Raw genomic sequence first — 25,088 nt, forward strand, 5'->3', positions numbered from 1 at the left:
AATCAGCCCCCTGCCCCATGCGTTCCATTTACATGCGCTGTGCAATTGTAGACCCTGCGAACATAACGCCAGTCGATTATCTCATCCTTGGGGATAACCACCTCATAGCCCAGCTCCTGCTTAAAAAATGTCTCATATTTCTTGAAATAATCATCCAGAGGATTCGTCTTATCCGGCTCTACACAGGAATAGGACCGCACCTGAGCGGGACTAAGCAGCTGGACACTTTTCATCACTTCTTTAATGGTTTTTTGTGAAGCCCCCTGCGGGTTGCTGCCGCTCAGGAATTGCACCGCTTCTTCGGGGTGCTCGCGCCACCAGTCAACCGCCCGTGCAAAACCGCCGATGAGGGCATCTATCGCTTTCTCGTTTCCGGGCAGGGCATCCTTTCGCAGAACCAGAAACTGCAAAGTCCAGTTATCCACATCTCCCGGTCCGGCCACGACTCTGGCGATACGCATCTTCTGCAACCTGCCGACATAAGGCTCAAAGGTAACCCCGGCATCAATGAGTCCGGCTTCCAGACTTTGGGCCACGATCTCACGTTCCATATCGCTGACGGTAACGTCTGAAAGCGACATGCCGTTTTTTTTGAGAACCTCATAAAGAAAATAGTGGGCAGATCCGCCTGTCTCCACAAAAATAGTCTTCCCGCGAAGATCCTTAACTGATTTTACAGGGGAACTGCCCGCAACCATCAATGCGTCTCCGGCTTTAAATTTAGCGAGTGGCGCCACGATGCGCAGGTCCACCCCTTTGGTCAGGAGCTGTACCAGATCAAGAGCATGGGTAGCGGTTCCGTCTATTTCACCGGCATATAATTTTTCAAAATTGGTTTTTTCATGTTCTGAGAAATAACACTCAATGCGTGTGCCGTTTGACTGGAGCCAGCCGTTATGGCGGGCTATTTCAAAAGGGGCGAAACCGATCAGGGGAGGCAGGGAAAGCACCAGTTTTACCGCGTGTTCCGGCATCTTGGAATCGACTCTGGCAGGGATGGAATACTTGCTGACCACAAAACCGCCCTGCATGCTTCCGCCTTTACCCGTCAGCGATATTTCCGAAACAACGAAAACCTGCGGCGATGTTTCCAGATAATAAATAAATTTCTCAATGGCGGTGAAAGAACCGCTGAACGTCACATTCATGGGCTGACTGCTCAGAAAACCGTCCTTTATCTGGGACAGAGGCCGGATTTCTTTAATTGTTATCCCTGTGATGGACGCATAATCCCTGATTTCATTGTAAATATCCGAAGGCCCCCAGTCCCTGCGATCAACGAGATCAAGATGACGCTTCAGGGATTCATATTCATCCTTGACCTGACGAAGCTTTGCCTCCCGGTCAGGCAGGACCATGGCCTTGGGCATATTGAATTGAATTTCCCTTTTCAGGTCGGTCTGCTCCTTAACAGTGGTTTCGTACATATCTCCGAGGGGAGCCAGCACCCCCATATACAGAAGCACGGAAAGCAGAAATATAACGCATATGCCCAAAGCACGGCGATCGCGGGGATCAAGCTTGTTCCAGAAAGCAAGGAGAGTATTCATTGCGATTTCTCCTGTTTCTCAACGGGCTTAAAAAAACGCTGCCATGCTGGAAAATCAATCTCCACAACAAAACGAAAACCGAGCCCCTGTTCAAGCTTACTCATGGAGGCGAGCACCGCATTGCTAAAAATCTCCGTACTGCTCAGATTCTCCAGCAGAGACATAAGACTGATCTCATTTTTCGATTCCCCTTGCAGGGTTATCTTGCCGGAACGGTCAAGCCGCATGGTATTCAACTTAACCTGAGCCGGAACCGAATCTCCCAGATCGCGAAAGACATGGGAGACAAACGGTTTTTGAACCGTATACCTAAGAATGGCCCTGTTGCGCCGGGCATATTCGCGAATCTCCATTGTCACCAGATCCGTCCGCTTAGCCAGAAACAGAATCTTCTTGGCCTCATTTTTAAGGGCCGCAGCGTCCTGAGTATTTAAATGGATCACGGAAAAGAAAAGCAGCAGGCAACCCGCGATAGCCCCCGCAAAGGCCAGCCCCGCCCGCAGGTAATCTCTGGATGCAAGCGGAACACGGCCCCATTCTTCGAGGCTTTCGTGAAAAGAACCTTTGACCCTATTTACGCGCAGCAAAGGCAGGAATTCTTCGTAGGATCGGATAACCGTCGTAAGGATTCCGGGCAGCTCGCCCTCAATAACTCCGGCAAAATCCTTCGATTCACCGCCGGAATTAAGAGAATTCCAAAACACCGCCTTCTCAGGCATAGGTAGTTTTTCCGCCTTGAGTTCAGCCAGAATCACGCCCATCGCGCTTTTGAAAGATAATCCGCCTTCCGGGACAGCCTGCCAGACCAGCGGAACATTTTTATGAATGCAGCACAGCCTTGTTTCCCGTTCCCCGCGTGAAACAAGTATGGCCGGTCCGCTTGACTTCAGGTCAAATTCCGGAGTCACGATGGATGTGACCTGAAACCCCATACTTTTGGCCGTTTCCAGGCATTTATGCAGTAACTCGTTGGACACCCAGCCGAGAGTTGCGGTCATACCTTTTTCCACGCTGTGAAAGCGGACTTCACGGCCTCCTGTTTCCGGTGACCGGAACAGACGCTGAGCGGCCTCTGTTTCCACATCAGCCAAGGCATCTTTCTGCTCATTGTTCGGGGTCGGGGTGCGTACTAAAGCGAGCATGGAAGCGGGAAGCACCAAGGTGCAGGGCCGGGGCAGATTCGCTTCAGGCAATTGCGGCAAAGGACGCCAGCCACCAGCTTTGGAAGAATATTCAAAAGAAGCCGCGTAATCACCCTTTTCATCAAACACCACGGCTGTCCGGTGTGTTTTACCGAATGAACGCCTAAGCGGCATGGTTTTGAGCAGCTTCCTGAAATTCATATCATGACCCCGTTCATATTCGCGGCAGGGACTCGGACTCCCAGCGGGTAAAACGCAATTGATTCTTATCTACACTTATTCTTGCAGTTATCCTTTCAACAAATTTACCGGACTCAAACCCGGCCAGACAGGTCATTGTAAAATTCTTGGACTTCACCGTTAAAAACGGTGCAATATGCGCATTGTTCGAGGTAGCCCCCAGCACACTGAGAGCGGCATTCACCGAGGCGAAACCTTTCCATCCCGAAAGCCGATAGGCCAGCAGGCTCTGCACCTGTCCATTGCTGAACCCCACGGCATGGAGCACTTCCTTGCCCGCCGTATTTATATTGACCTTACCCGAAGAAAAACAGGTCAGATGCTGCGCTATGCCGCCGTTGCCACCGGAAGAACCGTACAAAATATCCCGGCTCATTCCCTTCACTTGTAGTAGTTCATCCAGACTGCGAACCGGACCGTCGACCTGCCCTTTAGCCATTGCCACAGAGGCGGGCGCCCCTTTAGTACTGTTACCACGTTTCTTCGTCAGGAAATAAACTATATTCGATGCCAGAACATTTGAGACAGCGGGGAATCCCTGCAACTGGCCCATTGTCGCCACATTGATATTCAAACGCGATTCCTCGTCGACCAAGCCATAATGCAACACTTTCTCTTTATTTATTTTTTTGGAGTGGTCGATTTCGGAGCTGACAATGGAATAATACCCCGGTCCGAACTTCACATCCTTATACAATGATTGCCCGGAGAACCACTTGTCCGTAATGCTGTGCACCGGATCGCGGGCATGTTTCCTGATGACCCCGGCAGCTCTGTGGATTCCGCCACGAGCCAGATTATAAGCCCGCCGATCCTGACTGCTCCAGCTTTCCACCTTAGACTCACATAATGCCTCATAAGAAAAGGAAGCCGCCATTACACCTAGAATCGCCATAACCCACAGCGTAATTACAAGGGCGAACCCCTGCTGATTTGAAAGCCGTGTTTTCCTGACCGGTTCCCCGTGCATTCATTCACCCCGACTTCTGCTGCGGTGTTACTTCCAATAAAATCCGCGACCGAAAAACATCCCGCCGCGAGGGACCTTCCTTAAAATCAAGAACCAGCCCGATCATCCCCGGTCCGGGTTTGGAGGCTACCGTCGAATCACCGGAGAGTTTCGTGCCCCGCCCTCTGGGAGTCAGCTTGAAGCGGGCTTCAACCACCCCGTTGCAAAGCTCCATTTTTGAGTGGGGTTTTCCTTTTTTCGGTTTTCCATTTTTATCCTCGCGTTCCTCTCTCCAAAGGATTTTGTCCTTGAGGATATATTGCACCCAGATCCGCTTTCCTTTTTTATCCACAACCGGGAACCGGCATTTACCGGCATTGCAGAGAATATTTGAAGCCGGACTCAAGGGGTCCAGATTACGGACATCTCTACCCAGCATGCTGAAAGCGTAAGAGGCTGAACGCATGGGGCTGAGTATCGCCTGCGCTCCCTTTTCCACCCGCGTAGCCGTTACAAAGATAGAATAAACAGCAGTCAGCACTACCGCCCCTACTGTCATAGCAACCAGCAGCTCAAGAAGGGTGAAGCCGTTGGCATCAGTAGTTGGTGATGTCCGCGTTCTCACCTGTTCCTCCGGGCTTGCCGTCCTTTCCGTAACTTAAAAGATCAAAGTCAGGACTATGCTTACCCGGAGAAGTGTATACATACGGATTATTCCACGGGTCCTTGGGGATGGTGTTCTTGCTCATATACGGTCCGTGCCAGTTCTCGGGTACGGGCGGCGTGGTGGGCTTTTTCACCAGCGCATTCAGCCCCTGCTGGTTAGTGGGAAAATCCCCCGTATCCAGTTGGTAGCTTTGCAGGGCCATGGAAAAATCTTCTATCTGCGCCTTGGCCGCCGCGACCTTGGCCTCTCCTGTTTTGCCAAAGAACCGTGGAGCTACAATGGCCGCAAGCACGCCGATAATAACAATTACCACCAACATTTCGATGAGCGTGAAACCTCGTTTTCCGTTTTGCATCATGGAGTCCCCCAGCTTGATTTATTGACCGCCTTTGTGACTGCAACGTCAGCAGGCAGATGAACATCAGTTTTAGTGATTTTACCGTCTCTATAGATAGTCAAGGCAACATTATCCCCGGGCCTTTTTCGTTGCATGATAAATGTTGAATCCCGCATGCCCTGCACCGGGACGCCATCAATTTCAACAAGGATATCTCCGAGCTGAACACCGCCCTTTTGGGCAGGGCTGTCCGGTTTGCAATCCATTACGAGCAGGGCACGATCCTGATCCTCACTGGTTTGTTCTTTTGCTATCTCTTCAATTATGTGCATCTCTTTTTTAACAACCTTCAACTGCAAACCCATCAAAGGGCGGGACCGGGACTGGTAGCCGATATCAATAGGGTCCGACTTGAGCTGGCACCCGGCCAGGCAGGCGCAAAGCAGGAGAAAAAACAGAATTCGGGGAAAGCTTATAATCAAACGCGGTACCGTTTTCATTTTTCCATATCCTTTTTCCGGGTTTTGCTCTGCACGGGCAGATTCTGATCAACCTGTGCGGTTTCAAGAACATATTCATGCTCCCGGCCTTCCACAAAGAAGAGAACTGTAACCATGACCCGTATCACGCCGGAATAGTCCGGGTCTTTTTTGCTGACGATCTTCCACCTGCCGTGAGACAGGGTTTCACAAGCGCCTGAAGTAGTTCCCGGCTCGCTGTTCCCCTGATTCAAAAACGAAGCCAGCCGCATTTCAGCCTCCAGCGCGGCCCTTTCATAACCTTCCACCTGAGACAGATTTGCGGCGGCCTGAGAATAAACCCCCGCCACCGCAACCAGCCCGATGGACAAGATGGCCATGGCAACCATAACTTCCATCAATGAAAAACCGGATTCGGCTGGTTCAGCGCACATACACGCCTCCGTCAGCCCCGGCGACAACCAGATTCATGCTCTCCCGCTTCTCGGAAACAAGCCTCATACGGGCGGGAGTCGCCGTACCCTGAGGATAAAAAATTATGTGCATTTCATGACCGGATACAGATTTCCCCAGAAGTTCCATATCCTTAACTGTTACTTTCGGGGGCAGCAGAGTCATACTCAGGATCTTGCTCTTGTCCCCGCTAAACAGCTTCAGCTCACTGCTTTCAGTATCAATCACCACTACATGCTGTTTGCCTGTATCAGCAGCCCTGAAACGGGCCGAGGCGGCAATGGTTCCCAACTCCGAAACAGCGGAACGCAGACTGTTACCCATCAGTTGCTCACTCAGCCTCGGCATGAGGACAGCCATAACAATGGACATGATCACCATGACCACAATCAGCTCCAGCAGAGTAAATCCGTTTTGGCCGGCAGAATTTTTCAGTTTTTTTTTATTCTGAAAATCCATGTCCGTCTCCTTATTTGCCGGAACCGGAAACAACCCTTCTTTTCAGGATATAACCGACGTCCGGAGAATAGGTGATCAACTCCCAGCCCTCTTTTCCATACGGAGCGAGGTTCGGCTCATACGGATCAAGTTCTGATTTTCCCAACACGTTGGGAACTATAATTTTGTATTCCCACTTGGCATTGGCAAAAGAATCCAGCTTGGCCTCGATTCTGACAAGATCATCATGCAGGGTCTGTAGCGGAGCGAGTATTTTCTCGAAATTTTCACCGGAAGAGGTTCTGGAATCGGAGTCCGCGGAGAAAGCAGGACACGGTCCAACCATTAGACACAACAGCAAAACGGCCCACAGCCCGAACCTAGGAACAGAACAAGAACAGAAAAGATTAATTCCGCAATTACAATTCACCATTCCCCCCTTCTTTAATACACTTACTATAGCTATATGGTATTAAACATTTTTTGTCCACGGACATCTAAAATTAATGGACTACTTCTGACTATAACAACCTCACCACGCAAGTGTAATATTCAAGACGGACAGATAAAAAGCATTCTATACCTTGACACAAGCAGGACCATATTGTTTTATAGTAGTGTTATTTTTTTAGTCCTTCCACATTTCACATGAGGGGTCCGCATGAGAACCAACGCAATTAAAAACAAACCGACTTTTCTAACCATCTGTATTTTTGTTCTTTGTTGCATTACCGAATATGCTCCGGCCGATACCAGCCAGTATCTATGTCAGGATTCCGGGGACAGTTCATGCACCGCGATAACCATGGCTCTCGGGCCCTGCGGCACCAATACATGGACCAATACGGTGACCTATTCCGCTGTAAACGGAAACTCTACCGAAAAAGTTTTTTCTATAAATAATAAACACTCGGGAGCAGTTACAAAATATATGAAACAGAATGTGGTCTGGAAAGTGGATGTGGAAAATACCCATTTCAATCAGACACTGACTACATATATAAAGGTAAACTCTTCAGGGTGGGAATATGCGAACGGATGCAGCAAAACATCTACCAAAAAAGGGTGCGAAGCAGCTATGCTCTTTCCTTCGCCGGGAACGAACTTAAGCCCCGGCTGCCAGATGACCAAATACACTCCATCAGGGCCACCGGCTCCATCGGGAGGCGTCTGTGGTGATAACACGAAAACAACCACATGGCAGAAGCGTATTACTATCCATAACAACTGCATGGATACCGCTTATATCGTGCTCACCCCCCCTACGGCAGAGAACAAGCAGCAGTACTACAACGCAAATCTTTGGAATAAAACAGCCGAAAAAGCCGGCATGGAAAATATGTATGCCAACCCGCAGAACAAAACTTCAGCACTATTGTTCCGCTCGGAAATCACATACGGGGAAGACTTGGTTCTTCCGGTTCCTGACGGGGGGATAGCCTCGGCCAACTTTGGAATATTGCTCGGCTGTGAAACTCCTCCTTCCGAAGGCGGCTGGCCCGGAAACTGTGTTATCGGCGGAGTGCCGGGACACGCAAGTTCAGGGGTGGGAACCGTATTTGAATATTCAGCGGGTTGCGCATACACCGGGACCGATAGAAATAAGTGCACAGTCAATCCGTCTGACGGCACATGCATGGGCGCGACAGACTATTTTGACCTGAGTATGGTTTCAGGATTCAACGTCCCCATGTCCATGACAATCGATGATCAGGGTAATGACTGCAACTTCACGGAAATGTCCGCGATTACCGACCTGTACGATTGCCCCACTGAGGATCTGACAACAATTGCAGGCAACTCGACTCTATATAAAAATTCTATGCTCAAAACAGGTGTAAACCTGCAAGTCACCAACAATGAAAGAGGTCTGGCCGGCTGCATGGCCCCGGAACAATGGCTTGAGCCTCCGGGAGGTCAAGGGAAAGACAAAAACACTAACACTGTAGCTGCCAGCGGAGGTATAACTACATCTCCACCGAATATATCCGACTGGTACGCCTGCAACGTAATGAAGGCCAAGGGTGCTGATAAAGACCCGCAAACCTGCCTGACCCCGGGCTGCGGCGGCCCGCAATGCGCGGTAGGTCCTCTGGGCAAACCCGGCCAGTATGACATGGTCTCCCTCTCAAAGGGCAAGGGAAAACCTTACACCAACTATGTAAAATATATTAAAGCCGTCGGCTCAGACGCATACGCATGGCAGTTCAACGATGACGCTTCCACCGCTATCTGCAAAAAGGCCGGTACCAGCGTCACGGTAACACTTTGCCCCGGCAAGACGGGACAGCAGCCATACAAACAGCAGAAATGGGCTTATTCCGAAGGTAAATGTCAGGTCGATTCCGGTGAGGGGGCTTACAATACTCTCCTTGCCTGCATGACGCACAACTTCGACTACAAATGCAAGCCGGAACCGGTAAAAAAATTAAACGCCAAAACCGGAGAGGCTGTCACCGCTCAGCTCAATTATTGCAAACCGGTACCCAAGGGGCAGGGAGTTTCGTATGAGGTATGCACGAAAAACAACTCGCAATACTGCCAGCAGACAGGAAACACACCGCAGAAATAGACACTCCTGACTGCAAGGGTAAATAAACTAAGCGTGGTTGATAAATGGTTCATGCGAACCTTATCAACCACGCTTTTTTATAAGCAAAGTTAATTCTATAAGGACAGATGCACCTTAATTATGCACCGGCCAGCACGTGCTCTTTGGTAACAAAGCAGGTAAAAGTTCCGCTGAAGACAACAGCCTCACCGCAGAAAACTTCCACTTTTACAATATGCTTTCGTCCGTCCTTTTCCTGCTCGTTGGCCTTGGCGATCAGAACATCACCAACCTTGGACGGCTTCAAAAAACGGCTCTCCGCTCCCGCCAGCACTACATTGGGATGATTGACAGCCAGCATCGCGGCGTAATCGGCCATACCGAAGATAAAACCGCCGTGAACCAGACCGCTGGCATCGGCAACCATATTCGGGGTACAGGTAAGACGCACTTCGCTGCATCCATCTGCCACAGCAACAGGTTCGCCACACAAGGAACGGTCTATTTTTTCATGTGTACTAATATCCATATTTTTCTCCATCCTGATATTACTTGAAGTTTGCACAGTCCGTTGCGAAGATTATACAACCCCTGCCCCGGACAAATCCAGCTATAAACGGAAAATTCGATAATTTCGATGATTACCTGTTCAAAAACTATAGTACCGGATTTTCCCGCCCTGCCGCCCGTTTTCATCCGAACCGGAGACTGAGATATAGACAGAACCCTTTTCTATAAGGCACATATATTGCTTGTAATGAGGCGACATTAAATTCATTAACCACTAAGCTCTTAAGGTTGAACGATGAAAGGGATCCGAATTAAAATCATAATATTTTTCGTCGCGTATTTAAGCTTTATAGCCCTTAATACAGGGATGTTCTGGTGGAATGTTGTCTCATTACGGGATCGTTTGATCGTCATGGATAACTTCCATGAATTGCTTTCGGACATTCTTGAGATACGGCGCTATGAAAAGAACTTCATGTTTTATCCCGAACCGGGAAGCCTTAAAGAGGTTGTGATCTATCTGGACAAAGCTGAAAATGATGCCGCCCAGTTAAAAAACAAAATCGAAGAAATAGCCGGCCCCGTGGAATATCAAGCCTTCATGAAAAACATGAACGACTATAAGATGCAGCTTAGCCTGCTCGCGGATGGCGCTCCCGGAGATCTGGTAAAAACCCGTACTCTGGGCAGCAGTATGGTGCAAAAGGCCCAGAATCTTCTCACCCTGAAGAAAAAGCGAATTCACGATGCATTAATACGAATTCAATATATTCCAATGGCCGTGATGGTCTCGCTGGCGATGCTCATCACAGTAATCTTTTACTGGCAGACCAAAAAGGTCTTCGGCAGGCTCGGTTATGTACAGCAGGCTGCTGAAGGTGTTGCCCGCGGCGATTACGATACTATTAATAAAATTAGAAGTGATGATGAAATCTCACGCCTCATGCGTTCAGCTTTCAGTAATATGGCCGCCGAGCTTGAATCACGCCAGCACCAGCTGATAGAATCACGAAAATTGATTTCCATCGGAACTCTCGCCTCAGGGATCGCCCATGAGCTCAATAATCCCCTCAATAATGTATCGCTGACGGCGGATACCATGCTTGAGGAATTCGAGGATCTTGAGCAGGACGAAGCCAAGGAGATGCTGAACGATATTATCAATGAAATAGGTCGGGCCAGCCTCGTAGTGAAAAACCTGCTTGATTTTTCAAGGGAAGGTGAACACCTGATGTGCAGCATCAGTGTTACAAAACTGATTAATGAAACCAGCAAACTAGTGGCCAATCAGCTTAAACTTGATAAAATCAGTATGCGAACCGACATCCCGGAAGATATCCCGAACATCAAAGGCGACCTGAACTCGCTGCAGCAGGTGTTCATCAACCTGATCATTAACGCCGACCATGCCATGACCGAAGGCGGCTCCCTGAGCATCTCCGTGCGCAGTACTTCCAAAGGATTTGTCCGGTTTGACGTGGCTGACAACGGATGCGGAATGACCGAGGAAACCATCGAGCGTATTTTCGACCCGTTCTTCACCACCAAGCCGGTAGGGAAAGGCACCGGACTGGGCTTGTCAATAATATATGGAATTATTAAGAAACACGGAGGCTATATAGAAGTTCAGAGCGAACTTGATGAAGGCACCACTTTTTCCATTTACCTGCCGGAACAAAAGGAAGAGGATATTTATAATGACCAAATTTCGGGCAGCTGTAATTGATGACGAAGCCCATACTGCTAAACTGGTTGCGAGAGCTTTAACTAAACAGGGTTTTGAGACCGAAACATTCGCGCTCGGACATCCTTTTCTCAACCGCATGACCGAAAAGCCTTTCCAGCTGGTTTTCATAGATTTAAAACTGCCGGATATGGACGGGATGACTATCCTCAACTTCGTAAAAAAAGGGTTTGAGGACGTTGAAGCAGTCATCATTACCGGGCACGGCTCTATTCCGTCTGCTGTGGAGGCAACAGGCAAAGGAGCTGTAAGCTACATAGTCAAACCCTTTCGCATACAGGAAGTTAAAGCCATAGCGCAGGCGGCAATGGAAAAGCTGCAACTCAAGGACGAAAACCGCCGCCTGAAAGAAAGCCTGAGTGACGTGATGCCGTTCGATAATTTCATCGGCAACAGTAAAGTCATGCAGGACCTTTTTGCGATGATACGCAAAGTAGCCAAGGTAAATTGCAATGTGCTTTTACAGGCAGATACGGGAACCGGTAAGGAAAGAGCGGCATGCGCCATTCACGACCTAAGCCCCAGACGCAACAAAACATTCGTCTCCTTCAACTGCGGCGGATTCACGGAAGAACTGATTTCAAGTGAGCTTTTCGGGCACGAGAAAGGAGCCTTTACTGGTGCTTCCGCGACCAAAATAGGGTTGCTTGAATCCGCTGACGGCGGAACTGTCTTCCTTGATGAGATAGGCGAGATGCCCCTCAATATGCAGGTCAAGCTGCTTCATGTAATTCAGGAGCGCCAGATCATGCGCGTGGGGGGAACAAAACCGATTTCGCTTGATATACGCATTATCGCGGCCACCAACCGCGACCTGTATAAAGCTATGGATACCGGGGAATTTCGTGAAGACCTTTTCTACCGCCTCAACGTGGTGATGATTTACCTGCCCCGTCTGACAGAACGCCGGGACGATATCCCGCTGCTTTCCAACTACTTCCTCAAAACATTCAACAACAGGTTCGGAAAATCAGTAACGGGAATATCCCCGCAGGCAATGGAAGTCCTTACTAATTACAATTTTCCCGGCAATGTGCGCGAGCTCGAAAACATCATCCAAAGGGCCGTAGCCCTTGCTGAAGGGGAAACTATCGGGATACGGGAACTTCCGCCGGACCTCCTTAATCTGGCCTTCAGTGCTTTCGGCGCCACCGGGCTTCTTTCTCTTGAAGAGGTCGAGCGCCGCCACATAAAACATGTACTTGAAGCAACCGGGTATAATAAACACCTAAGCAGCCATATACTGGGACTCCCGAGGACTACTCTCTGGCGCCGTATGAAAAAATACAACCTTGATACCGAGGAAACTGAATAGTTTTTATCTACCTGATTTAATGCATTAAATTACAAATTAATATAATTTTATTCAAAAGCGCCAGCACGGACTTCCGGGCTGGCGCTTTTCTTTGTTTCATTTTGGAACAAAGTCCCTTTAAAAGCACTTTTATCCCCACCCCCATATCAAAAATTCCTGTTCCAATATGAAACAGACGCATGTCATTTATAAACTGAATCCGTTCCATAAGCTTAAGCAATAAACAACATTTGCCTGATTTTAGCCACGAAAAGCTATGCTCGAAGAGCATCCCTAATTGCGTCTCACAGTACTCCTTTCGTTTCATATTGGAACAGTCTCATGCCAATTATAAGATCTGTCTTAACCGCTAAAAGTTAAAAACAGCATAATTACGGGGTTCTATGTGAGGAATGTCACAAACAGCTTTGGCATTGGGTTTGCTCTTAAGGGAGCAAGGAAGAGATATGAATAACGTACTTATAGCTGTCGACACATCTGAATACAGTTTCTGGCTCGCATATTACGCCATCGGCTTGAGCAAGAGAATATACATGAATGTCTCCATACTTATGGTTGACGATGAAGAATTTCGGAGCAGACCAAGAAACAATGAAGAATGGATCGGACTGCCGGAAAAAAAGCTGGAGTCGCTTCTGGCCGAAGACCATTCAGAGAGATCTCATATCAATTTTTATTTCACCAAAGGTAAATTTGAAGATGAGGTTATTCAATTCATCCTTGAAAACAAAATCACGACTCTTTTTGTCGGACAGCCGGAACCACGCGGGGCGAAGCAGGAAATTAAGTTTGTCGAACAACTGGAGAGAATCGGCAAAAAAACGGACTGCCATATAGAAGTCGTCCAAAAGGTCTCAGCATACGACCATCGCTGATTTTAACTGCAACTGCATCTGACGGTTGCGGAAAAATATGAAGAAAAGCTCGGAGAATCGGTTGAACCTCTATCCGGACCTACGAGTAAAGTGCAACTAAACAAACAAGGAGTTCTTTAATGTGGCATATGTATTTACCCATTGCCGGAAACAGCGTTAACGTAGTCGTCATCTTCATGTTGGGCGGACTGGTTGGCCTGCTTTCGGGGATCTTCGGTGTCGGGGGAGGGTTCTTGATGACTCCTCTGCTGATTATGTTCGGTATTCCGCCGACGGTTGCGGCTGCATCTGATTCAAACCAGATTGTAGGGGCTTCAACTTCCGGCTGTCTTGCTCACTACAAACTCGGAAATGTTGACTTTAAGATGGGTATCCTACTCCTTATAGGTGGGGTTCTCGGCGGCTTCGTAGGTGTTCAGGCTATCAAAGTACTGCGCGCCATGGGTAATGCCGATTTTCTTATCAACGTTACCTATGTACTGATGCTTGGCGGAGTCGGATCATATATGATGATCGAAAGCCTTCAGAGTCTGCGCAAAGAGAAGACTGCTGCCGTACAGGAGACTCCTAAAAAGAAATCCCGCTATGCAAAGATGCTTGAAAGCCTCCCTTTTCAGACTGATTTTGAAAAGTCAGGTGTTCGCCTCTCCATCCTTATGCCGCTGGTCCTCGGTTCCCTTGTCGGTATTCTGGCCGCCATTATGGGTGTAGGCGGAGGCTTTATCATGGTTCCGATCATGGTTTACCTGCTGCGTATGCCTATGCATGTTGTTGTAGGAACAAGTCTTTTCCAGATATTATTTACCTGTATCAACGTTACCATTCTGCAATCATACACCAACCATACTGTCGACTTCGTGCTGGCCCTGCTGCTCTTGGTCGGTTCAACTATCGGAGCCCAGTTCGGCACTAAAATAAGCAAAAAGCTGAAAGGCGAACAGCTTAAAATCCTGCTGGCGACTCTCGTTCTGGCCGTTATGGTCAAAATGCTTCTCAGCTTGCTGCTCACTCCTGATGTGCTGCTGGCTTACGCAGGAGGACATTAGAAATGAATAAAGCAACAACACTTGTCATCACCCTGATTTCCATGCTGCTTTCGTGCACAATGGCACTCGCCGCTGAAGATATAACTGTGCAGGCAAATCCCGGCCATCTCACAATCGGAACAACCTATGACGGAACTTCCCTTGAACTGAGCGGAACCATCCCCGAGGGCAGCGCCGCAGTGATCAGGATTACCGGCGAGCACAAAGACACCCACTTCAAGAAAAAAGGTAAGGCTCTCGGATTCCTATGGATGAACCTCGGATCTGTAGAACTTCATGATATACCGAACCTGTTCCTGCTCGGAACAGACTCCGAAACTTACGCTTCCGGCGGCCCGGAATGGGAAAAGCTCAATCTTGGCTTTCATTCGGTAAAAGGCGAGACAGACCAGTTGATCTTCGATGAGTTTATTAAACTTGTCAGCCATGAGGGTTTGTATGATATACAAGAAGGTGTTGTAACATATAGCGATGCCGGTAACGGAATGAGGCACTACACGGCCAAAATGGCCATGCCGTCATCCCTTAAAAAGGGTGAATACACTGTAGAAGTTGCAGCTGTACGCAACGGAAAGGTTCTCGGCAGATCTTCCAGAATAGTCACTGCTGATCTGGCTGGATTTCCGGCTTTCCTTTCTTCAATTGCGTTCGGGCATGAAATTACCTACGGCGTTTCCGCAGTTATCATCGCAATTCTGGCCGGCTTGTTAATGACCCTGATTTTCAGGGAAAAAGGTGGAGTCCATTAGGACTCAAGGTCGTAATTATGAATCGGTTGTTTAATTCCATACGCTCACTTTTGAAGGGAAGGCATAAGAAAAGGCCTCGCTCTTTTGCCGATCTCTTCACCAGTTTTAATTCCGTACTGGAATTAAACAACCGAATTCTTACCGGAATAGCATCCATGCACAGTAAGCTCGGCGGGGATTATATTTTTGATATCCAGTATCTGCGCATGGCTTCTCAAGACATGGAAGATCTGGTCCGTAAGCTTATCGATGCTCTTGATTCCATGACCCCCGGTAAATATGTCGGATTGTACAGCTCCCTGAGACAAATCTGCCGGAACATCAAAAAAGAACTTTCAGGCAGCCCGGTCATCCCGAACAGGCTGATGGTTTCTTTCAGCGAAACAACCCCTAGAGACTATGATCTGGTCGGGGCCAAAAGCTATAATCTGGCGCGTACAGCAAATCTTTTAGGAATCCGCACTCCCGAAGGAATTTCCATCACCACCCGTGCCTGTAAAGAGTATATGGAATTCAACGGGCTGAATGACATCATTTCCGCCATAAAGCATGAAAGCATGAATGGCGGAAAACCTCTTGATCAGGCTTCAAAGGAAATCTCCGATCTGATTCTTGCCGGGACCATTCCTCCCGAAGTCCGCAAAGCCCTGAATGCGGTAAGAGAACAGCTTTCCAGTAAATCCGAGAAAGGAATGGGTCTGGCTGTCCGCAGCAGCGCGTGGGGGGAAGACGGCTCCTATTCTTTTGCCGGGATTTATGAAAGCCTGATCAATGTGCCGCCGGAGAACCTGCATGAGGCATATCTGACCGTGCTGGCCGCCATTTATTCAACCGGAGCCATCCGGTACCGCCGCAGGCTGAATTACAAAACAAGGGAAACCTTGATGGCCGTGTCTTTTCAGACAATGGTCAATGCAAAATGCAGTGGCGTGGTTTACACTCTTTCGCCTACCTCCCCTAGCGATAACACTGTCATTATCAGTTCGGCATGGGGACTCGGGTCTTCCGTTGTCGGCGGTGAATCGGCAACCGACCAGTTCACCGTGTCCCGTGAAGAACCATATAAACAATTGAGTATTTCCATCCAGCGCAAAGAAACGGCATTGGGTTTAAATCCCAAGGGATCAGGTACGGTGGAGGAAAATGTTCCCGGCCATCTGCAAACCCAGTCCAGCCTTACTTCCGAAGAGATAACCCAACTGGTAAAAACCGCTCTTCGTATGGAACGTTATTTCAAAAAGCCTCAGGACATAGAATTCGCTTTTGACCATGACGGTTCGCTTATCATCCTGCAAAGCCGTCCGCTGCAGGTTCAATCCCAGAGCTATGAGCAGTCCTCTTCATTGATTGAAGAATTGGACAACCGCGAAAAAATTATTTCCGGCGTAGGCGAAGTGGCGCAGCAGGGGATCGCATCGGGTGAGGTCTTCGTGGCTCAGAATGATGCGAGCTTAAAGGATTTCCCGGACGGAGCGATTCTGGTTGTAAAGCATTCTTCCCCCTCATTTGCCGCTATCCTGCCCCATGCGGCCGGACTGATCACTGACGTGGGCTCCCCGCTGGGACATCTGGCGACAATCGCCCGGGAATATCGTGTACCGGCCTTATTGAATACTGGAAACGCCACCGATGTCCTGAGCACTGGTCAGATCATCACCCTCGATGCCGAGCAGAAAAACATTTATGCCGGAATCGTTCAGGAATTACATATTTATCAGGCTAAACGGGAAAACTTGGATGAGACGTATGAATACCGTCTGCTGCGCAGAATTCTCCGGCAGATAGAGCCGCTGAATCTATTCGATCCTTCGGACAGCAATTTCACCCCCAAAGGCTGTGAAACACTGCATGACATCACCCGTTTTGTGCACGAGAAGGCCGTGGAAGAGCTCATTGAAATCAACATCAGTTCTTCCCTTGATCTCTCTTCTCCAAATGGGAAACTTAAGCTTCCTGTTCCGCTGGATATGACCGTCATTGATATCGGAGGAGGACTAAACGACATTGATTCCGGGATAGCTGCGGAAATCTCAAAACACAAAACAATCGAGCAGGAACAGGTGGAATCAGCTCCCATGGCAGCCTTCATCGAAGGTGTCACCATGGCTGGAGTCTGGCAGTCGTCTCCTGTTCCCGTTGATTTTTCCAGTTTTATGTCCAGCATGACCAGAACCATTTCTCCGGAACTGGCCTCTGCGCCGAATGTAGGACGCAATCTGGCAGTTATTTCTAATAATTACTCGCACATAAGTCTGCATCTTGGTTATCACTTCACCATAATAAATTGTTTCGTAAGCGATAATCCGGCTGATAATTACGTGTACTTTCGTTTTGCAGGTGGAGTCACCGGTGTCCAAAGACGTTCTCGGCGGGCAAAATTCCTGAGTGAAGTTCTGGCTCATCTGGATTTTTCAATTACCGTGAGAGACGATCTCGTCATAGCGCGCGTGAAAAAAATAAGTGCCGATGAGATATTATACCGCATGAAGGTAATGGGAGTGCTTGTTGCTTACACAAGGCAGCTTGATGTTTCCATGGTCGATGACTCGCAGATAAACAGATATGCACACGATTTTGATAAGTTAATAGCAAATCGCATCCAAACAACAATCGGAGGGTGACTAAATGAACGCCTCACAAAAAACCAGTATTTTAATTCTCGATGACGAGCCTATCGTCAGCAAAAGACTTCATCCCGCGCTTGAGAAAAAGGGTTATGAAGTCGAGAGTTTTACAGATAGCAGCAAAGCCCTTGCAAGGGTCCACGAACGCAATTTCGACATCGTGGTTACTGACCTCAAAATGGATGGAGTGGATGGAATGCAGTTTCTGACTGAGGTAAAAGGCATCTCCCCCGAAACCGAGGTGATAATTATCACAGGATTTGCGACCATGGAAACCGCCAAGGAATCCATACGCAAAGGCATTTTCGACTTTCTCGCCAAACCTTTCAAGCTTGGAGAAATTCAAGAAGTGATCAGGCAGGCTGACGAAAAAATACAAAAAGCTAAACTACAGAAAAAGTCTTAAATTAATTCAGCCATGCATGCGAGGTATACTTATGAATAAAGCGTTAATTCCGGTGGAGATGACCCTGGCATCAAATATCGCCCTACGATATTCCTGCCTCAAATCGAAGGTTCTCAAAATCGGTCTGCAGCCAATACATATAGAGGAGCCTGACAACAAGGCACACTCGTCTGAAACCGGCTGGATCCGTAAATCTTGGGAATCCGGTCTTAAACAGGCCGGAATGGAACAGGTCCGCAGGATTCTCCAGAACGAAGAGCTGGACTGCTTCATCATGCCCCAGCCCATCATAAAAGTAGGGGACCGGGAAGACCTGCTGTTACAGGAACTCCGAATCGGTGACTATGAACTGTTCATTGAAGGTGAACTTTCAAATTTCAACACTGGCGAGTTCCGTAAAAAACTGCGCTCAAAATTATACAGGAAAATGCCCTGCCCGGTGCTCGTTGTTAAGAACATTATCAAATCCGACCGGGTGGCGATGGTTGTTGATTCAAGAACAGATCTTGAAGCCCTGATTCCTCAGTTCTGCGCCCTGCTGCAGGAAAAGAAAATTGATTTCGATCTGTGCGTATACAGTCTGGACGAATTCAGTCAGGAACTTCAGCCCGAAGATATAATTCAGAAAGCCACAAAAATACTCGCCGAGAACGGCCTGACTCCGCAGAGATCTTTTACCCTGCTTACCGCTCCTGAAAAAGCGGCTCTTTCGCTTCAGGAATACGGTATGATAGCTTCCGCTGTGGACCGAAATTCCACGCGCAAATCACCCCTTATTGAAGTTCTGGCCCGGGTTTCCTGTCCTTTGCTCCTGTGCTGGACCTACACTGCCGGGAGGGCATAATGAAAATTCTGATTCCTGTAGATGAAAACACATACAGTATGTACGCCATCCGTCATGCGGCGCGGCTGGCCCGGAATACCTGGCCCGATCTGGCCCTGCTTGCCATCGATAAAAAAGGACTGCTGCCGGGAAAAGAACCGGATTTTTCCGATTCCAATCCCAAAGTGCGGATGCTGCACAACTACTGCAAAGATATGCTGGCACTTCTCGGTTCAAGCTCTGAACTCTATGTAAAGGAAGGCGAACCGTTCCAAATGAAGGGACATGGTCGGCAGCTGGCTGAGGAAGAACATACAGGACGGAAAAAATTGCAGTTACATGTACGTAACGCCTCACCGGTAAAAGCAATTCTCGAAGAAGCCGAGGACGATGACAGCGATCTTATCATCATGGGTTGCAGCCGCAGCGGTTCCGCCTGGGAATCTTCCCCGCATGCTCCTGGAAAAGTGGCGGACCGGGCAGAGTGTCCGGTTCTGGTCATCAAGGATGAGCATCCCGTTTCAAAGGTCGTCTGCTGTCTGGATCATGCTCATGTCACGCAGGAATCTCTTGAGATGATCAATCAGCTGGTCACATTTTATAATGCCGAACTCGAAATAGTCGGCATACTTAAACATTCTCAACTCAAGAGTGAAGTTGAACAGCAAATGGGCGAAGTGCTGGATTACTACCTCAAGCATAATATTCGCGCTCTGGTCAGGGTTGTCGATGAAGAATCACTTGAGGCATTCATATCTTCTGGAACTCAAAGAGACTTGATGGCTGTTTGGCTCAGCCCCAAGTCAACGCTTCAGCGTCTCTTTCCCCGAGAGAAAATAGCGACTTTGGTTAACAAGGCGTTGTCTTCTATACTTATCCTGAGATAAATACGGTTAAGGCTAAATTCTTCCTTCCTAGAAAAGTCCAAACCTACCCCTTGAATCAGGATAACTTTGAGTTTCAGTTTCTAAAAGCCCGGTACAATGCTCTCCAGTGCGTTGTTCCGGGCCTTTTACTTTACGGGCTTAATCACAGCTACAAAGTGAGGACCCAAAACTTGCCCCGGTTGCAATAACAGGATACGCAAGGCTGCATCACATGACACCCATAACCAGTCTTACCGCTCCCATGAATAAATCTAATCCTGACTATTGCCACAAACTGGCAGCACAGCTAAGCACCCCCATTTACATTGGCGGAAAAATCATTCCCAACCGCCTCTGGCTTGCGCCCATGGCCGGATTGACCCACAGCGCCTTCCGTCAGGTGCTGAATCACTACGGCTCCTGCGGTCTGGTCTTTACTGAAATGTGCAGCGCCAAGGCCGTCCCGACAGAAAACCCCAAAGTATCCCCAGTATTTAAATGGCATAAATGGGAATTACCCGGACTTGTCTGTCAATTGGCCGGTTCCACGCCGGAAGAGATGGTAATTGCGGCAAAACGGGTGGAACAGGAAGGTTTCTTCGGAGTAGATATCAATATGGGATGCTCGGCGCGTGGAATGATTAAACGCGAGGCGGGAGCTGCACTGCTCAAAACACCGGAAAAAGCCGTGGCCGTGGTGGAAGCTGTACGAGAGGCTGTTTCCATTCCTGTTTTTGTAAAATTTCGCACCGGATGGTCCAAAGAGATCGCCCCGGCAGTCGCGCTTTCCAAAAGGCTTGAAGAGGCAGGGGCCGATTGTCTGGTCTTCCACCCGCGTGTGGCCCCGGACAAGCGTACCCGCCCTCCCTTCATTGATCACATCCGTTCCATCAAGGAAGCGGTAACCATACCCGTTTTCGGAAATGGCGATGTAACAACTCCGCAGCATTGTCAGAATATGCTTGATCGGACAGGCTGCGACGGTGTATCCGTAGGCCGCATGGCAGTGGCTCGTCCGTGGCTCTTTGCCCAGTGGACAAGTGGATTCACACCCGACGAAACAATTTTTCAGGATTATGTACTGCGTCTGGCAGACGCCCTTGAGCAGGATTTTGATCCCATCCGGGGAATCAAACGGTTTAGGCTGTTTATGGCATACTATGCGGCCAATTTCCGATTCGGACACAGCCTTCAGGCCACATTTTCCACAGCAAAAAGTATGGATGATGTCCGGCGCATGGCTAAGGAATATATTAAACCGGGCATGGCCTTAAGCCAGACTCCCAACATGAATTTGTATAGTCCTTGATTGTGATGCCTAAACCGACCATCATGCTTTAGGTCATTCGAAGACGCTCCGCATCGGTAATATAATTCTTCAAGACATTTAACAGGAAACGAATATGAAGAATAAACACATCCTTGTATTGAATCTTCTTTTTGAAGAACACTTAAAAGATAGCTTTGATTGTAGAATCGCAGAAGCTTTTGAACCGATCGAAGTTACATACGATACGGTTCATTTGGAAAACATCGATAAAATAAAAGATTTTACAAGTTATACTCACCTACTGCTCTCAGGCTCCACGGAAAGCGCGACCGCTGAAAACAACTGGTATCAGGATCTGGATTGCATCATCGCGGATTTCATCTCCCAAGAGAAATCAATCCTCGGCATATGTTTCGGGCATCAATTTTTGATCAGGCATATCCTCGGCAAAGACCATGTCCGCAAGTCTCAAACACCGGAAATCGGCTGGACTGAAATAAACCTGTCCGACAATCGAATCCTCAACGGAATCGATTCATTAAAATCTGCGGTTTTTCACTATGACGAGGTGTTTGATCTGGATTCCCGGTTTGAAATAACAGCAGATTCAAAACGGTGTGGAATTCATGGATTTCAGGTTAAAGGAAAATCTATCTGGGGAGTGCAGTTTCATCCCGATTTTATGTACCGTGATATTGATGCCTTTGTTAGCGAGGTAGCTGAAAAAGAAGCCGACTTTGAAGAAATTCACTGTGCGGAGGCTGTTTCCCCTGATGAATTTAAAAAGAATGATCTGATTTTCAAGAACTGGATTGAGATTTCATAGCCTGAAATCAGTTAAAGATAAGACTACAGAAAACGCCTCACAATGGAAGTTCATTGTGAGGCGTTTCTTTATCAATAGAATAAACAGCCAGAATTTAATTACGAATACTTCTTACAATGTTTCAATTCTTAAAGCATTCTTAGTCAATTTCATGTTTTCACGCTTCTCCATGTCGAGAAGTCCCTGAAATACTTCGCGGACATCTTCAGGTATATCATTCTGGACCATCGCTTCATAAGTTTCAAGCAGACACTTATCCAGATCAATGGAGATTTCCATTACCTCTTTAGTCGTCATATCCGGGCCTATTTCTGCGCTGAAAAAAGGAGAAAGGTCGCATTCCTTATGCACATACATAAACCAGGTATTTAAAATGTGTGCGGAAATGTCACTCTCGGATTGATTCATAATAGCGGCAAGACGGTCATGGTGACGACTCATGTAATCCAATAGGAGCTTCACCCGTTCCTTTTCAGCCTTATCCGAAAGTTCCTTATAAAAAGAACCAAGTTTCGCGTGAAAGGCTTTAGTCTGCTCGATCACATCTTTTGCGGTCTGGACATTTGCCATCATATCGATACTCCTGACCGCTGTTACAGCGGCTTTAGGGATGAATGTTTACTATCTACAGGCTTCTTATCAAAATCGTATTTACCGCACCTGCAACCGGAGCCGTCTCCAGCCTGAATGGAACCCTGGCAGGAGCCGCGAATGCAGTTTCGTTTAAAGATCACCCCGATAGCCAATGCCAAGAAAACAAGGCCGAAAACACCTGCTGCCATCAATACCGTTTCCATGGAATATCTCCTTAATTCATTTTTTCGTGTTGGGGGAAATCACCGGTGGCAATCTCTGATAATCCATCCGGCGTTTTCACAATGAAAAAGGCGGACAGGTTACATTCCTTGGCCAGTGCGATTCCTTTTTCCGGGCCGAGCACTGTCAGGCCTGTGGCAAAAGCATCGGCACGGGTACAGGTTTCATCCACAACACTTACCGAGACGAGCGTATGCGAAATAGGCCGCCCGGTACCGGGATCAATTATATGTGAATATCTTTTACCATCTATCTCGTAATAGTTGCGGTAATCGCCGGATGTAGCCATAGCTTTACCGGAAAGACTGATCAAAGCCTGTACGGAGCGTTCCATACTCACCGGTTTTTCAACTGCGATACGCCACGGCAAATTTCCCGGCTTCGTTCCTGCGGTCCTTATTTCTCCACCGATCTCAACCATGAAGCTGGATATGCCTCTATTTTTCAGCCAGTTGCTGACTGCGTCCACGCAATAACCTTTGGCAATTGCCGCTAGATCGAGCGTGATGCCCGGTTTTAATTTTTTAAGGGCAGGAGGATCTAAGCGGACCTCAATTTTGTCCGACCCGACATTAGCCTGCGCCTCTTTTATTTCAGCTTCGGTGGGAATAATCTCGGGCCTTTTATCGGGACCGAATCCCCAAAGATTAACCAGCGGTGCTACGGTGATATCAAAGGCCCCTTCGGTTATCTGATTCACCGCTTTGGCCGTATGTACCACCCCGGCCAATTCTTTGGACACGGAAAACCAGTCGTTCTTGCGGTAAGCATTAAAACGGGAGAGTTCGGAATCATATTTAAACAGGGACATAACCGAATTGACTTCCGCCACAACCTGCTCAACTCCTTTGTGCAGATCTTCAGCTGAAATATTTTTCGGCAAACCATAAGCAATAACGGAATAAGTGGTGCCTATGGCCCTGCCCTGAATACGGACAGGTTCAGAAGAACTCCCGCATCCGCTGAGCACAAATGCCATGCAAAGCAACTGGATCAAAAATCCATTAACTCCAGTCAACAAACCTGAAAACCGCTTCATACCGTTATCCTTACCTTCAATTCAATTCTTGCATGCCCCCTGCCGGGGAGTTTTCCCCGGCAGGAGACACCTTTTCAACAAACAGCCACAACCGGCCTATCCGCCGAAGTTGTCATACATGATGTTCTCTTTCTCCACACCCTGATCCATAAGCATATTTTCCACTGCGGAGGCCATCATCGGCGGACCGCACATGTAGAACTCACAATCTTCAGGTGCAGGATGATCCTTGATGTAATTATCATAAAGGACCTGATGGATAAATCCAGTGAACCCAGTCCAGTTGTCTTCGGGCTGCGGGTCGGACAGGGCTACATGCCAACTGAAGTTGGGGCATTCTTCAGCCAGTTTATCGAACTCATCCACATAGAACATTTCCTGCAGGCTGCGTGCTCCGTACCAGTAGCTGACCTTGCGCTTTGTGCTTAGCCGCTTGAGCTGATCGAAGATATGGGAACGCATGGGAGCCATACCCGCACCTCCGCCGATAAAAATCATTTCGGCATCGGTATCACGGGCGAAGAACTCGCCGTACGGACCGGAGATAGTAACTTTATCTCCGGGTTTAAGGCTATAGATAAATGATGACATCTGCCCGGGAGGGGCATCGGGAGCAAACGGAGGTGGCGGGCAGACACGCACATTAAGCATGATAATACCCTTTTCCTCTGGATAGTTGGCCATGGAATAGGCCCTCACGATGGGTTCTTTTACCACCGAAGTGTATCTCCAGAGATCAAATTTATCCCAGTCAGCCTTGAATTTATCGCCAACATCAAAATTCTTGTAATTGACGGTATGGGCCGGGGCTTCAATCTGAATATAACCACCCGCACGGAAGTCCACATTCTCACCTTCAGGAAGCTGAAGAGTGAGTTCCTTGATAAAGGTCGCACGCGGGATATTGGATTTAACCGTACATTCCCACTTCTTGATATCAAAGATTTCGGCCGGGACTTCGATCTTCATATCCTGTTTAACATTGACCTGACAGGCAAGGCGGACACCTTCGCGGGCCTCACGTTTGCTTACATGGGAGGTTTCTGTGGGCAGAATGTCTCCACCGCCTTCAAAAACCTTACATTTACATTGCCCGCATGAACCACCGCCACCGCAGGCTGAAGGAACATAGATTTCCTTTTCCGCCAACGCGCCGAGCAGTTTGGTTCCGGGACGAACTTCAATTGTTTTTTCCGGATCATCGTTGATTTCAATGTTCACCTCTCCGCTCGGGACAAGCTTGGCCCGGGCCAGAAGGATGAACACACACAACGCGAGTACCACGCCGGTAAACATCACAACACCGAGAATTATCTCAACCATGGTTATTCCCCACAGTTTAACGGTTCTTATATCTGCGGACGCATAAGGCG

General features: G+C 48.3%; 27 protein-coding genes. 12 read left to right on the forward strand and 15 right to left on the reverse strand.

The features are described 5' to 3' along the window. Positions 1 to 2 precede the first annotated feature (2 nt). The 9 genes from gspM to ACKU35_RS01970 are packed head-to-tail and all read right to left on the reverse strand — an operon-like array spanning position 3 to position 6,601. The gene (gspM, locus tag ACKU35_RS01930) at positions 3 to 1,550 is read right to left on the reverse strand and encodes a type II secretion system protein GspM (RefSeq protein ID WP_319762618.1); all 1,548 of its coding nucleotides are present in this window, start codon (positions 1,548 to 1,550) and stop codon (positions 3 to 5) included. Then, entirely contained in the window at positions 1,547 to 2,893 is a 1,347-nt protein-coding gene (locus tag ACKU35_RS01935) for a PilN domain-containing protein (RefSeq protein ID WP_319762620.1), read from the reverse strand. Before ACKU35_RS01935 ends, gspM begins: the two co-directional genes overlap by 4 nt. Before the next feature lie 13 nt (positions 2,894 to 2,906). Beyond that, on the reverse strand, positions 2,907 to 3,902 hold the full coding sequence (locus ACKU35_RS01940; protein ID WP_319762622.1) for a type II secretion system protein GspK: 996 nt from the start codon (positions 3,900 to 3,902) through the stop codon (positions 2,907 to 2,909). A gap of 4 nt (positions 3,903 to 3,906) precedes the next feature. Then, on the reverse strand, positions 3,907 to 4,506 hold the full coding sequence (locus tag ACKU35_RS01945; protein ID WP_319762624.1) for a prepilin-type N-terminal cleavage/methylation domain-containing protein: 600 nt from the start codon (positions 4,504 to 4,506) through the stop codon (positions 3,907 to 3,909). Next, positions 4,478 to 4,906, reverse strand: a complete 429-nt coding sequence (gspG, locus tag ACKU35_RS01950; RefSeq protein ID WP_319762626.1) for a type II secretion system major pseudopilin GspG — start codon at positions 4,904 to 4,906, stop codon at positions 4,478 to 4,480. Before gspG ends, ACKU35_RS01945 begins: the two co-directional genes overlap by 29 nt. Beyond that, positions 4,903 to 5,385, reverse strand: coding sequence for a PDZ domain-containing protein (locus ACKU35_RS01955; protein ID WP_319762628.1), 483 nt, complete (start codon positions 5,383 to 5,385; stop codon positions 4,903 to 4,905). Before ACKU35_RS01955 ends, gspG begins: the two co-directional genes overlap by 4 nt. Beyond that, a complete protein-coding gene (locus ACKU35_RS01960) occupies positions 5,382 to 5,798 on the reverse strand; it encodes a prepilin-type N-terminal cleavage/methylation domain-containing protein (protein WP_319762630.1) in 417 nt (138 codons plus the stop codon). The genes ACKU35_RS01955 and ACKU35_RS01960 overlap by 4 nt, the downstream gene beginning before the upstream one ends. Then, positions 5,788 to 6,276 (reverse strand): prepilin-type N-terminal cleavage/methylation domain-containing protein, encoded by a 489-nt coding sequence (locus tag ACKU35_RS01965; protein ID WP_319762632.1) that lies wholly within the window; start codon positions 6,274 to 6,276, stop codon positions 5,788 to 5,790. The genes ACKU35_RS01960 and ACKU35_RS01965 overlap by 11 nt, the downstream gene beginning before the upstream one ends. 10 nt (positions 6,277 to 6,286) lie before the next feature. Further along, positions 6,287 to 6,601 (reverse strand): hypothetical protein, encoded by a 315-nt coding sequence (locus ACKU35_RS01970; RefSeq protein ID WP_319762634.1) that lies wholly within the window; start codon positions 6,599 to 6,601, stop codon positions 6,287 to 6,289. A 315-nt stretch (positions 6,602 to 6,916) separates the two neighbouring features. On the opposite strand from ACKU35_RS01970, the gene ACKU35_RS01975 reads away from it, so the two are divergent. Then, positions 6,917 to 8,827, forward strand: coding sequence for a hypothetical protein (locus ACKU35_RS01975; RefSeq protein ID WP_319762636.1), 1,911 nt, complete (start codon positions 6,917 to 6,919; stop codon positions 8,825 to 8,827). 118 nt (positions 8,828 to 8,945) lie between these two features. On the opposite strand, the gene ACKU35_RS01980 is transcribed toward ACKU35_RS01975, so the two are convergent. Beyond that, a complete protein-coding gene (locus ACKU35_RS01980) occupies positions 8,946 to 9,335 on the reverse strand; it encodes a PaaI family thioesterase (protein WP_319762638.1) in 390 nt (129 codons plus the stop codon). A gap of 276 nt (positions 9,336 to 9,611) precedes the next feature. Here ACKU35_RS01980 and ACKU35_RS01985 point away from each other — a divergent pair, with 276 nt between their 5' ends. Further along, complete coding sequence (locus ACKU35_RS01985; RefSeq protein WP_319762640.1) at positions 9,612 to 11,042, forward strand: ATP-binding protein; 1,431 nt, start codon at positions 9,612 to 9,614, stop codon at positions 11,040 to 11,042. Then, a complete protein-coding gene (locus ACKU35_RS01990; protein WP_319762642.1) occupies positions 11,014 to 12,375 on the forward strand; it encodes a sigma-54 dependent transcriptional regulator in 1,362 nt (453 codons plus the stop codon). The genes ACKU35_RS01985 and ACKU35_RS01990 overlap by 29 nt, the downstream gene beginning before the upstream one ends. A 16-nt stretch (positions 12,376 to 12,391) precedes the next feature. On the opposite strand, the gene ACKU35_RS01995 is transcribed toward ACKU35_RS01990, so the two are convergent. After that, positions 12,392 to 12,682 carry a hypothetical protein gene (locus ACKU35_RS01995; RefSeq protein ID WP_319762644.1) on the reverse strand — a complete coding sequence of 97 codons (291 nt, stop codon included), beginning with the start codon at positions 12,680 to 12,682 and terminating at the stop codon, positions 12,392 to 12,394. Positions 12,683 to 12,821: 139 nt separating this feature from the next. Between ACKU35_RS01995 and ACKU35_RS02000 the strand changes: the two genes are divergently transcribed. The 9 genes from ACKU35_RS02000 to ACKU35_RS02040 all read left to right on the forward strand — a co-directional run bounded on the left by ACKU35_RS02000 (position 12,822) and on the right by ACKU35_RS02040 (position 21,860). Further along, entirely contained in the window at positions 12,822 to 13,250 is a 429-nt protein-coding gene (locus ACKU35_RS02000) for a universal stress protein (protein WP_319762646.1), read from the forward strand. Between the two features lie 119 nt (positions 13,251 to 13,369). Further along, positions 13,370 to 14,296, forward strand: coding sequence for a sulfite exporter TauE/SafE family protein (locus tag ACKU35_RS02005; protein WP_319762648.1), 927 nt, complete (start codon positions 13,370 to 13,372; stop codon positions 14,294 to 14,296). A 2-nt stretch (positions 14,297 to 14,298) separates the two neighbouring features. Beyond that, a complete protein-coding gene (locus tag ACKU35_RS02010; RefSeq protein ID WP_319762649.1) occupies positions 14,299 to 15,045 on the forward strand; it encodes a TIGR02186 family protein in 747 nt (248 codons plus the stop codon). 17 nt (positions 15,046 to 15,062) lie between these two features. Further along, positions 15,063 to 17,666, forward strand: coding sequence for a PEP/pyruvate-binding domain-containing protein (locus ACKU35_RS02015; RefSeq protein WP_319762651.1), 2,604 nt, complete (start codon positions 15,063 to 15,065; stop codon positions 17,664 to 17,666). A 4-nt stretch (positions 17,667 to 17,670) separates the two neighbouring features. Continuing rightward, positions 17,671 to 18,075: a response regulator gene (locus tag ACKU35_RS02020; RefSeq protein WP_319762653.1), complete on the forward strand. Its 405-nt coding sequence runs from the start codon at positions 17,671 to 17,673 to the stop codon at positions 18,073 to 18,075. Positions 18,076 to 18,106: 31 nt separating this feature from the next. Then, positions 18,107 to 18,919: a universal stress protein gene (locus ACKU35_RS02025; protein WP_319762655.1), complete on the forward strand. Its 813-nt coding sequence runs from the start codon at positions 18,107 to 18,109 to the stop codon at positions 18,917 to 18,919. Further along, a complete protein-coding gene (locus ACKU35_RS02030) occupies positions 18,919 to 19,785 on the forward strand; it encodes a universal stress protein (RefSeq protein ID WP_319762657.1) in 867 nt (288 codons plus the stop codon). Before ACKU35_RS02025 ends, ACKU35_RS02030 begins: the two co-directional genes overlap by 1 nt. 211 nt (positions 19,786 to 19,996) lie before the next feature. Beyond that, positions 19,997 to 21,073: a tRNA-dihydrouridine synthase family protein gene (locus ACKU35_RS02035; protein WP_319762659.1), complete on the forward strand. Its 1,077-nt coding sequence runs from the start codon at positions 19,997 to 19,999 to the stop codon at positions 21,071 to 21,073. A gap of 94 nt (positions 21,074 to 21,167) precedes the next feature. Further along, entirely contained in the window at positions 21,168 to 21,860 is a 693-nt protein-coding gene (locus ACKU35_RS02040) for a glutamine amidotransferase-related protein (RefSeq protein WP_319762661.1), read from the forward strand. Positions 21,861 to 21,971: 111 nt separating this feature from the next. Here ACKU35_RS02040 and ACKU35_RS02045 read toward each other — a convergent pair whose 3' ends face one another. The 4 genes from ACKU35_RS02045 to nqrF form a co-directional block, all read right to left on the reverse strand. Beyond that, positions 21,972 to 22,433 (reverse strand): hypothetical protein, encoded by a 462-nt coding sequence (locus ACKU35_RS02045; protein WP_319762663.1) that lies wholly within the window; start codon positions 22,431 to 22,433, stop codon positions 21,972 to 21,974. Positions 22,434 to 22,453: 20 nt separating this feature from the next. Further along, positions 22,454 to 22,657: a hypothetical protein gene (locus tag ACKU35_RS02050; RefSeq protein WP_319762665.1), complete on the reverse strand. Its 204-nt coding sequence runs from the start codon at positions 22,655 to 22,657 to the stop codon at positions 22,454 to 22,456. Between the two features lie 11 nt (positions 22,658 to 22,668). After that, a complete protein-coding gene (locus ACKU35_RS02055; RefSeq protein ID WP_319762667.1) occupies positions 22,669 to 23,715 on the reverse strand; it encodes an FAD:protein FMN transferase in 1,047 nt (348 codons plus the stop codon). 96 nt (positions 23,716 to 23,811) lie between these two features. Beyond that, complete coding sequence (gene nqrF, locus ACKU35_RS02060; RefSeq protein WP_319762668.1) at positions 23,812 to 25,038, reverse strand: NADH:ubiquinone reductase (Na(+)-transporting) subunit F; 1,227 nt, start codon at positions 25,036 to 25,038, stop codon at positions 23,812 to 23,814. Between the last annotated feature and the right edge of the window lie 50 nt (positions 25,039 to 25,088).

Origin of the sequence: Maridesulfovibrio sp., assembly GCF_963676065.1 — a bacterium.
In the GTDB taxonomy this organism is placed as follows: domain Bacteria; phylum Desulfobacterota; class Desulfovibrionia; order Desulfovibrionales; family Desulfovibrionaceae; genus Maridesulfovibrio.

Bases quoted from the DNA above. Each gene is read 5' to 3' on its own strand.
- gspM (WP_319762618.1), bottom strand. From the start codon at position 1,550: ATGAATACTCTCCTTGCTTTCTGGAACAAGCTTGATCCCCGCGATCGC.
- ACKU35_RS01935 (WP_319762620.1), bottom strand. From the start codon at position 2,893: ATGAATTTCAGGAAGCTGCTCAAAACCATGCCGCTTAGGCGTTCATTC.
- ACKU35_RS01940 (WP_319762622.1), bottom strand. From the start codon at position 3,902: ATGCACGGGGAACCGGTCAGGAAAACACGGCTTTCAAATCAGCAGGGG.
- gspG (WP_319762626.1), bottom strand. From the start codon at position 4,906: ATGATGCAAAACGGAAAACGAGGTTTCACGCTCATCGAAATGTTGGTG.
- ACKU35_RS01955 (WP_319762628.1), bottom strand. From the start codon at position 5,385: ATGAAAACGGTACCGCGTTTGATTATAAGCTTTCCCCGAATTCTGTTT.
- ACKU35_RS01960 (WP_319762630.1), bottom strand. From the start codon at position 5,798: ATGTGCGCTGAACCAGCCGAATCCGGTTTTTCATTGATGGAAGTTATG.
- ACKU35_RS01965 (WP_319762632.1), bottom strand. From the start codon at position 6,276: ATGGATTTTCAGAATAAAAAAAAACTGAAAAATTCTGCCGGCCAAAAC.
- ACKU35_RS01970 (WP_319762634.1), bottom strand. From the start codon at position 6,601: ATGGTTGGACCGTGTCCTGCTTTCTCCGCGGACTCCGATTCCAGAACC.
- ACKU35_RS01975 (WP_319762636.1), top strand. From the start codon at position 6,917: ATGAGAACCAACGCAATTAAAAACAAACCGACTTTTCTAACCATCTGT.
- ACKU35_RS01980 (WP_319762638.1), bottom strand. From the start codon at position 9,335: ATGGATATTAGTACACATGAAAAAATAGACCGTTCCTTGTGTGGCGAA.
- ACKU35_RS01985 (WP_319762640.1), top strand. From the start codon at position 9,612: ATGAAAGGGATCCGAATTAAAATCATAATATTTTTCGTCGCGTATTTA.
- ACKU35_RS01990 (WP_319762642.1), top strand. From the start codon at position 11,014: ATGACCAAATTTCGGGCAGCTGTAATTGATGACGAAGCCCATACTGCT.
- ACKU35_RS01995 (WP_319762644.1), bottom strand. From the start codon at position 12,682: ATGAAACGAAAGGAGTACTGTGAGACGCAATTAGGGATGCTCTTCGAG.
- ACKU35_RS02000 (WP_319762646.1), top strand. From the start codon at position 12,822: ATGAATAACGTACTTATAGCTGTCGACACATCTGAATACAGTTTCTGG.
- ACKU35_RS02005 (WP_319762648.1), top strand. From the start codon at position 13,370: ATGTGGCATATGTATTTACCCATTGCCGGAAACAGCGTTAACGTAGTC.
- ACKU35_RS02010 (WP_319762649.1), top strand. From the start codon at position 14,299: ATGAATAAAGCAACAACACTTGTCATCACCCTGATTTCCATGCTGCTT.
- ACKU35_RS02015 (WP_319762651.1), top strand. From the start codon at position 15,063: ATGAATCGGTTGTTTAATTCCATACGCTCACTTTTGAAGGGAAGGCAT.
- ACKU35_RS02020 (WP_319762653.1), top strand. From the start codon at position 17,671: ATGAACGCCTCACAAAAAACCAGTATTTTAATTCTCGATGACGAGCCT.
- ACKU35_RS02025 (WP_319762655.1), top strand. From the start codon at position 18,107: ATGAATAAAGCGTTAATTCCGGTGGAGATGACCCTGGCATCAAATATC.
- ACKU35_RS02030 (WP_319762657.1), top strand. From the start codon at position 18,919: ATGAAAATTCTGATTCCTGTAGATGAAAACACATACAGTATGTACGCC.
- ACKU35_RS02035 (WP_319762659.1), top strand. From the start codon at position 19,997: ATGACACCCATAACCAGTCTTACCGCTCCCATGAATAAATCTAATCCT.
- ACKU35_RS02040 (WP_319762661.1), top strand. From the start codon at position 21,168: ATGAAGAATAAACACATCCTTGTATTGAATCTTCTTTTTGAAGAACAC.
- ACKU35_RS02045 (WP_319762663.1), bottom strand. From the start codon at position 22,433: ATGATGGCAAATGTCCAGACCGCAAAAGATGTGATCGAGCAGACTAAA.
- ACKU35_RS02050 (WP_319762665.1), bottom strand. From the start codon at position 22,657: ATGGAAACGGTATTGATGGCAGCAGGTGTTTTCGGCCTTGTTTTCTTG.
- ACKU35_RS02055 (WP_319762667.1), bottom strand. From the start codon at position 23,715: ATGAAGCGGTTTTCAGGTTTGTTGACTGGAGTTAATGGATTTTTGATC.
- nqrF (WP_319762668.1), bottom strand. From the start codon at position 25,038: ATGGTTGAGATAATTCTCGGTGTTGTGATGTTTACCGGCGTGGTACTC.